The sequence below is a fragment of the Celeribacter marinus genome, from assembly GCF_965656515.1.
In the GTDB taxonomy this organism is placed as follows: Bacteria; Pseudomonadota; Alphaproteobacteria; order Rhodobacterales; family Rhodobacteraceae; genus Celeribacter; species Celeribacter marinus_D.
Window position 1 is genome coordinate 1 of the sequence record NZ_CBFHKW010000071.1, and the last position, 7,528, is coordinate 7,528.

At 47.9% G+C, this 7,528-nt stretch carries 9 protein-coding genes; 5 read left to right on the top strand and 4 right to left on the bottom strand.

Translation table 11 applies throughout. The annotated features are described in order from the left end of the window. Window positions 1–158: 158 nt before the first annotated feature. Window positions 159–680, top strand: a complete 522-nt coding sequence (locus ACTG34_RS12390) for an FxsA family protein (RefSeq protein WP_439105196.1) — start codon at window positions 159–161, stop codon at window positions 678–680. Window positions 681–738: 58 nt separating this feature from the next. Further along, window positions 739–1,245 carry a protein-export chaperone SecB gene (secB, locus tag ACTG34_RS12395; protein ID WP_439105197.1) on the top strand — a complete coding sequence of 169 codons (507 nt, stop codon included), beginning with the start codon at window positions 739–741 and terminating at the stop codon, window positions 1,243–1,245. 7 nt (window positions 1,246–1,252) lie between these two features. Here the strand turns inward: secB and dnaQ are convergent, their stop codons facing one another. The 4 genes from dnaQ to ACTG34_RS12415 are packed head-to-tail and all read right to left on the bottom strand — an operon-like array spanning window position 1,253 to window position 4,011. Next, window positions 1,253–1,993, bottom strand: coding sequence for a DNA polymerase III subunit epsilon (dnaQ, locus tag ACTG34_RS12400; RefSeq protein ID WP_439105198.1), 741 nt, complete (start codon window positions 1,991–1,993; stop codon window positions 1,253–1,255). Beyond that, window positions 1,986–2,588 carry a dephospho-CoA kinase gene (gene coaE / locus ACTG34_RS12405; protein ID WP_439105199.1) on the bottom strand — a complete coding sequence of 201 codons (603 nt, stop codon included), beginning with the start codon at window positions 2,586–2,588 and terminating at the stop codon, window positions 1,986–1,988. The genes dnaQ and coaE overlap by 8 nt, the downstream gene beginning before the upstream one ends. Next, window positions 2,585–3,415 (bottom strand): shikimate dehydrogenase, encoded by an 831-nt coding sequence (locus ACTG34_RS12410; RefSeq protein WP_439105200.1) that lies wholly within the window; start codon window positions 3,413–3,415, stop codon window positions 2,585–2,587. The genes coaE and ACTG34_RS12410 overlap by 4 nt, the downstream gene beginning before the upstream one ends. Beyond that, window positions 3,412–4,011, bottom strand: coding sequence for a Maf family nucleotide pyrophosphatase (locus ACTG34_RS12415; protein WP_439105201.1), 600 nt, complete (start codon window positions 4,009–4,011; stop codon window positions 3,412–3,414). The genes ACTG34_RS12410 and ACTG34_RS12415 overlap by 4 nt, the downstream gene beginning before the upstream one ends. 402 nt (window positions 4,012–4,413) lie before the next feature. Between ACTG34_RS12415 and hemJ the strand changes: the two genes are divergently transcribed. From hemJ to mnmE, 3 genes are all read left to right on the top strand, one after another. After that, on the top strand, window positions 4,414–4,866 hold the full coding sequence (hemJ, locus tag ACTG34_RS12420; protein ID WP_439105202.1) for a protoporphyrinogen oxidase HemJ: 453 nt from the start codon (window positions 4,414–4,416) through the stop codon (window positions 4,864–4,866). Window positions 4,867–5,008: 142 nt separating this feature from the next. Next, window positions 5,009–6,280, top strand: coding sequence for a transcription termination factor Rho (gene rho, locus ACTG34_RS12425; RefSeq protein WP_439105203.1), 1,272 nt, complete (start codon window positions 5,009–5,011; stop codon window positions 6,278–6,280). Window positions 6,281–6,306: 26 nt separating this feature from the next. Continuing rightward, window positions 6,307–7,528 (top strand): tRNA uridine-5-carboxymethylaminomethyl(34) synthesis GTPase MnmE (gene mnmE / locus ACTG34_RS12430; RefSeq protein WP_439105204.1); only part of this gene is annotated, 1,222 nt, incomplete at its 3' end.

A 7,528-nucleotide genomic window follows, 5' to 3' on the forward strand; every position in this document is an offset into this window, starting at 1 on the left:
AAAATAGCGATTCCGGCAAGCACCAGAAGGGACAGGATAGATTGGCTCATTTGGTCCTCACAGCTCACACGGCATGGAAAATGCCGCCTTCCCTTACTATGTAGGGTGGGACATAGGCCAAGTCCACCAGTGGACAGTCAAGAAAGAGAGGCAAACTCATGTTGCTTTTAGTGTTATTCATCGCTGTTCCGATCATTGAGATCGCCTTGTTCATTCAAATAGGGGGACTTATCGGGCTTTGGATGACACTTTTGATCGTAATTATCACTGCCATCATAGGAACAACCTTAGTGCGACAACAAGGCGCGGCCACCCTACTACAACTACGAGGTTCGTTTTCAAACCTTAGTGACCCGACCGAGCCTCTTGCAAACGGAGCAATGATTTTGTTCTCTGGCGCGCTGTTGCTTACCCCCGGCTTTTTCACAGATGCGATTGGATTTGCACTCCTTATTCCGTCAGTACGCGCGGTGATCCTCGCCGAACTGCGTAAGCGCGTCAAAGTTCAGAGTTTCAAAATGGGCGGCTCGGTTCGCGGCTCTGGGTTTGCGGGCAACCCGCATTCTAATGACTCAGCCGATAACGCATCGCGCGACGGCCAAACCATTGACGGCAAGTTTGAAGAGATCGAGATCAAAGAGGATGATACACAAGGTCATTCGGGGTGGACTCGCCATTGAGGCGCTTGTTGCAAGCTGATACAAGACCGCGAAGTATAAATTTCTGAGGATTTAGATCATGGCAGATGACGTAGAAACAGCAGCAGCAGCAGAACCTGCCGCACAAGCCGAACCCGTAAAAATGCAAATTTTGGGGCAATTCACGCGCGACATGTCGTTCGAGAATATTCTAGCGCAAAAAGGCCTCAAAGCCGAAGGTCGCCCAAACATTTCTGTTCAAGTCGCTCTTGACGCGAAAAAGCGCGAAGCAGACCATCAGTTCGAAGTTGCGACCAAGGTAAAAGTCGAGAGCAAGACAGAAGATGGCGCAACAACGCTATTCATTCTGGAACTCGATTATGCGGGCGTATTCCATATTGAGAATGTGCCAGAAGAGCAAATGCACCCGTTCTTGATGATCGAATGCCCACGTATGCTTTTCCCATTCGTGCGCCGCATTGTGCACGACATCACACGTGACGGCGGGTTCCCACCGCTCAACCTCGACAACATTGATTTCGTTCAGCTGTACCGCCAAGACATGGCGCGTCGTGCGGAAGCACAGGCACAGACGAAACCAAACTAAGTACGGTTTAGTTAAATTTTTTCCACAACGCGCCGTCGCCCAATTTGTCTACAAAGGCAGTATGGGCGGCGGCTTCTTCGTCTGTGATGAATGCATGGAGCGGAACGGGCCTGCGGATCGGTCGCCAAGTCTCTTCAGCACTGCCATTTTCCGAAGACTTAACTGACGATCCAACCGGCGCAAGAACAAGATCGGGCTGCCGGCCCCCGATTAATTCCAAATAAACCTCAGCTAGAATTTCAGAGTCAAGCAATGCGCCGTGCAGTGTTCGCGATGAGTTATCTATACTGAAACGGCGACACAAGGCGTCAAGGGTGGCAGGTGATCCTGGGAACTTTTTGCGCGCTATGGCGAGTGTATCAATTGCCTGTTCCCACGGCAAACCTGGGAACCCATGAGTTTTCAATTCAGCGTTAAGGAACTTCATGTCAAACGCGGCATTGTGAATGACCAGCTTTGAATTGCCTATAAAATCCAAAAAGTCTTTGGCGATAGATTTGAATAGCGGTTTATCTTTTAGAGTGACTTCACCGGCCTTGGGAGGGCGAGGCGGCACCAATAAATCCGGACCAATGCCGTGCACGCCGAACGCGCCATCTGGCATGTCGCGCTCTGGGAAGATATATTGATGATACGTGCGACCTGTTGGCATGTGGTTCAGCAATTCAATCGCACCGATTTCAACCAATCGGTCTCCACGGTGTGGATCAAATCCAGTGGTCTCGGTATCCAGAACAATCTCACGCATGTGCAAGCCCATCTCTAATTTTAGTCACAACATCGCGTGCCTGCTGACGCGCAGACTCAAAATCCTGGGTTTCTATAACATAGTCCGCTCGCTCGCGCTTTTGCTCATCGGGAAGTTGTTTCGCAAGTATTGCGTCAAAATGAGCTTGCGTCATTCCATCTCGAGCCAAGGCCCGATTTTGCTGAGTCTGCGCATCTATTGAAACAACGACAACACAATCGACCTCGGCGTTCGCGCCCGTTTCAAAAAGGAGCGGGATATCCACAAGGACAATCGGCGCCTCAGTATTCGCGATAAAATCAGCACGATCAGCGGCGACGAGCGGGTGCACAATTGCCTCTAGTTGGCTCAGTGCTAACGGGTCTTCTAAAATGATATTTTTCAATTTTTCCTTGGAGACTTCGTTGTTCTCGACAGCGCTTGGGAACTCTTTTTGGATAGATGCTACGGCCTTGCCACCCGATGCGTAAAGGCGCCTCACAGCCGCATCTGCGTCCCAGACTGGTATTCCAGCATCCCTAAAAAATAGCGCTGTGGTGCTTTTCCCCATCGCGATAGATCCGGTAAGGCCAATAATGAACGGTCGCTTTTTCATTGGTTAAGGATGACGCGGCGCGTTTCATCATCAACGTCAGGTCGATATCCAAACCAACGCTCAAATCCGGGCACAGCCTGGTACAACAGCATTCCAAGGCCATCGACGGTTTGACATCCGATTTTTTGGGCTTTGGCCAACAGTGCTGTTTGTAATGGCGTGTAAACCAGATCGGTCACAACCGCGCTCGATTCTAGTGCGTCTAGCGGAACTTTGAACTCCGGCTTGCCTATCATTCCCAAAGATGTGGTATTGACGACTGTCATCGCACCATCGAGCATATTCCCCGCTTGTACCCAATCAACGATCTGCAGTTTTGCACCAAATTCTTCGCGCAACGCTTCGCTGCGATTTCGCGTTCTATTTGCGAGGCGAATTTCAGGCGCTCCGACCTCAATAAGCGATGAAATGACGGCCCTTGCCGCACCACCCGCTCCAAACACCGCTGCTGGTCCACGCTCAGGATCCCATGATGCATTTGCGCGCAGGTTTTCGATGAAGCCATATCCGTCCGTGTTATCGGCATACAATTTACCGTCAGGCATAAATATAAGTGTGTTCGCCGCTCCAATTAGAGCCGCGCGATCAGTCACCACATCTGCAAGCGCCAAAACGGCTTCTTTGTGCGGTATTGTGACGTTCGCACCAACAAATCCCATTTTCGGCATGTGCCGTAACACGTCTTTTAGATCACTTTGGGAGACGTCGACAGGGATATAATGACCGCGAATACCGTATCGCTTTAACCAGTAGCCGTGAAGCTGTGGGGACTTGGAATGCGCGATGGGTGAACCGAGTACGGCGACCAATGGGATTTTTTCACTCATATCGCTATGATCTTTCTGTCGTTCAGGTATGTCAAAAGAGGGATTAGCGGCAGGCCCAAAACGTTAAAGTAGTCACCTTCTATAGACGAAAACAGGCGCACGCCCTCCTCTTCAAGTTTGTAACACCCTACAGCATTGCACACGCTGTGCCAATTTCGACCAATATACTCGTTCAGGTATTGCACGGATAGTCTGCGCATTGTCATCTTTACCTCGCCAATATGTCGCCATTTGGGTTCACCACCCTCATAGATCACAGCAGCAGACAAAAGGCGGTGTCGCCCACCTTGAAGTTGTTCCAAGAGACGTCTGGCATCATCGGAAGACGTGCTTTTTGATATTAGCTGACCCTTGAATGAAAGCACTTGATCACATCCGATCACAATAGCATCGGGATATTTCAACGATATTTTACGTGCTTTTCCTTCTGCCAATGCATCAGCGATATCCCTTGGGTACACTCCTTCGGCAATAAGTGAGGTTTTAATCAAGTCTTCATCAAGACGTGCGATTTCTACGTCAAAGGTAAGACCGGCATTTTCCAAAAGCTGACGCCTGATTGGCGAGCCTGACGCCAATATGATGCGTTTGGGCATGTTGATCATCCTGTGGATATATCCTGTGTTAAGCTGTCGTTAAGTCGGAGCACGGTTATCTGATTATGGGAGCAGTGGAAAACCCCCGCGTTATCCCAAAAACTGGCGCTCCTTATCCTTGTGGAGTTGTAACAATTGGTACTCGTGTACAACCCGCATAGCAGACGATTTATACTCAGTTATCCACAGTAAAAATAATTTAATGGAGAATTTATAGTCTTTTTTTAAAAGAGGTTAGCATCTTTTCCACACACTTAATCACCTTGATGCCATAGACCCATTCACAAGGGGTAAAACTGTGGAAAACCAACTAATCCACACTATCCACAGGGCCTACATATACATCATCTCTTTTTTTCTTTTCTTTATTTTAATAGGTAAGAGACAACGAGAGGTACTTATATGTCTGATTTATTCTCTAATTTATATCCATGGACGAAATCATTACACGTGGTGTCGGTCATTTCATGGATGGCTGGTCTGTTCTATTTGCCAAGATTATTTGTACGGCACACGGAAAGTGTAGTATTTGGAACACCAACGGATCAGTTGTTTCAAGATATGGAGACGAAGCTGTTTCGCGTAATCATGCGACCAGCTATGATGTCGTCATGGTTGTTTGGATTGTCGCTCGTTTTAACTCCAGGCGTCGTCGATTGGGGATCTGCATGGTCATGGATCAAAGCATTTAGCGTAATCGGTATGACTGTTTTCCACTTTTGGTGCGATAAAAGGCGCATCGATTTTGTAAATGGCACGAACAAACTCACTGGCCGACAGTACCGTTTGATGAATGAGGTGCCGACAATTCTTATGCTAGTCATCGTGTTTATGATTATCGCTAAACCGTTTTAACGTCTCCATTCGGTTTGAATTATTGACTCCTCGCATCGGAAATCCTACACACGGCTAAATCCCAGCCGTTCGGTTATTCGCGGGATATTTCTCTTACATGCACGACCGAGTTCGCCCTTGCTGGCGTTCCATAGGAATTATGATGACCACTGAAACATTAAATCTCGCTGATCTCAAAGCTCAGAGCCCTAAAGATCTCCTATCAATGGCAGAAGAGTTGGAGATTGAAAACGCATCCACAATGCGCAAGGGCGACATGATGTTCTCTATCTTGAAAGAGAGAGCAGAAGATGGGTGGGAAATCTCGGGAGACGGTGTTTTAGAGGTGTTGCAGGACGGGTTTGGATTTTTGCGGTCGCCAGAAGCAAACTACCTACCTGGGCCAGATGATATTTACGTGTCACCGGAAGTGATACGACAGTGGGGTATGCGCACGGGTGATACCGTTGACGGCGTCATAAAGGCGCCTGGAGATAATGAGCGCTACTTTGCGATGACGAAAGTCACAAAAATTAATTTTGAAGAGCCAGAGAAGGCTAAACACAAGATCAACTTTGATAACTTGACTCCGTTATATCCTGACGAGCGGTTAACAATGGAAATTGAAGATCCAACAATAAAGGATCGTTCGGCTCGTATCATTGATCTTGTCGCACCAATCGGTAAGGGGCAGCGTTCTTTAATTGTTGCACCTCCTCGGACAGGTAAAACTGTTCTGCTCCAGAATATAGCCACTTCGATCGGGCGTAACCACCCAGAATGCTACCTGATCGTTCTTCTTATTGATGAACGCCCTGAAGAGGTGACTGATATGCAGCGCTCGGTTAAGGGCGAAGTTATTTCCTCGACGTTTGATGAGCCGGCATCGCGTCACGTGGCCGTGTGTGAAATGGTGATCGAGAAGGCAAAGCGTCTCGTTGAGCATAAACGCGATGTTGTGATTCTGCTCGATTCCATTACGCGGCTTGGACGAGCTTACAACACTGTTGTTCCATCTTCAGGTAAGGTTCTGACCGGTGGTGTTGATGCGAACGCCTTACAGCGGCCCAAGCGCTTCTTTGGTGCGGCACGTAACATCGAAGAGGGCGGATCTCTTACGATTATTGCGACTGCTCTTATCGATACTGGTTCGCGGATGGACGAAGTTATCTTTGAGGAATTCAAAGGGACTGGTAACTCTGAGATCGTTCTGGATCGTAAAGTTGCGGATAAACGTGTGTTCCCTGCGATGGATATTCTTAAGTCTGGGACACGTAAGGAAGAATTGCTTGTCGAGTCTAAAGATTTGCAAAAAATGTATGTTTTGCGTCGAATTTTGAACCCAATGGGTACAACGGATGCGATTGAGTTTATGATTTCCAAGTTGAAGCAGACGAAATCAAACGGCGAATTCTTCGACTCGATGAATGCTTAATAATTCAATATCAATGAGTTAGTCTCATGGATACAATTTATGCAGAAGCGACGGCTCGAGGGAAAGCGGGCGTGTCTGTGGTCCGGATTTCCGGATCGCTCTCCTTTAGTGCTGTTAAATCTCTATGTGGCTCGGTACCAACTCCGCGGTCAACATCGCTGCGTGTTTTGAAGGATTCGCAGGGTGAAGTCCTAGATGAAGCGCTCGTTATATGCTTCTCGCACGGCGCATCCTTCACGGGTGAGCAAAGTGCTGAACTGCATTTGCATGGCTCAATCGCAATCGTAAAGTCCGTGTTGTTTGAATTGAGTTTAATCAAAGGGTTACGTCATGCAGAGGCGGGCGAATTTACGAGAAGAGCTCTTGAAAACGACCGTCTTGATTTGACTCAGGTTGAGGGACTTGCAGATCTCATAAGCTCAGAGACAGAAGCACAGCGTAAGCAAGCTATGCGCGTTTTCTCAGGTGCAATCGGAAAAAGCGTTGATATTTGGCGCAAGTCATTGATACGTGCGGCTGCACTGATTGAAGCAACTATTGATTTTGCTGACGAAGAAGTCCCCGTCGATGTATCACCCGAAGTTTTGGATCTTTTGGCGGATGTCATAAATGATCTAAAACGGGAAATATCTGGATTTAAAATCTCTGAGAGAATTCGTGAGGGATTTGAGGTCGCTATTGTTGGGCCACCTAACATTGGTAAGTCCACGCTTTTGAATGCTTTAGCGGGCCGTGATGCAGCTATTACGTCTGAAGTAGCTGGTACAACGCGCGATGTGATCGAAGTCCGTATGGAACTCGATGGTTTACCGGTTACTATGCTCGATACTGCTGGACTTCGGGATACGGATGATGTGGTCGAAAGTATTGGAATTGAACGCGCGCGTGTTCGCGCCGAACAGGCGGATTTGCGTGTGATATTGATTCCAAATGAAGAATCAACACCCGATGTTTTTCCAGAATCTGGTGACTTAGTGCTTATTGGTAAAGATGATGATGGAGAGTTTGGTGAGCGATCTATTTCCGGTCAAAGCGGTCATGGTGTGAACCTTCTTGTTTCTCACGTATCGTGTTTTCTATCAGAACGAACGGCTGGCGCTACGCTCGCAACGCGAGAACGTCATAGAATAGCGATGGAATGTGCAGTTGCGTCTTTAGAATCTGCAAAAAATGAGATAGAGCTCGCTAATGACAGAACCGAGATAGCGTCAGAATTTCTGCGGTCAGCTATTTATGACCTTGATTGCT

What these genes read in the sequence shown, in the direction of transcription:
- ACTG34_RS12390 (WP_439105196.1), top strand. Translation starts at nt 159, where the DNA reads ATGTTGCTTTTAGTGTTATTCATCGCTGTTCCGATCATTGAGATCGCC.
- secB (WP_439105197.1), top strand. Translation starts at nt 739, where the DNA reads ATGGCAGATGACGTAGAAACAGCAGCAGCAGCAGAACCTGCCGCACAA.
- dnaQ (WP_439105198.1), bottom strand. Translation starts at nt 1,993, where the DNA reads ATGCGTGAGATTGTTCTGGATACCGAGACCACTGGATTTGATCCACAC.
- coaE (WP_439105199.1), bottom strand. Translation starts at nt 2,588, where the DNA reads ATGAAAAAGCGACCGTTCATTATTGGCCTTACCGGATCTATCGCGATG.
- ACTG34_RS12410 (WP_439105200.1), bottom strand. Translation starts at nt 3,415, where the DNA reads ATGAGTGAAAAAATCCCATTGGTCGCCGTACTCGGTTCACCCATCGCG.
- ACTG34_RS12415 (WP_439105201.1), bottom strand. Translation starts at nt 4,011, where the DNA reads ATGCCCAAACGCATCATATTGGCGTCAGGCTCGCCAATCAGGCGTCAG.
- hemJ (WP_439105202.1), top strand. Translation starts at nt 4,414, where the DNA reads ATGTCTGATTTATTCTCTAATTTATATCCATGGACGAAATCATTACAC.
- rho (WP_439105203.1), top strand. Translation starts at nt 5,009, where the DNA reads ATGACCACTGAAACATTAAATCTCGCTGATCTCAAAGCTCAGAGCCCT.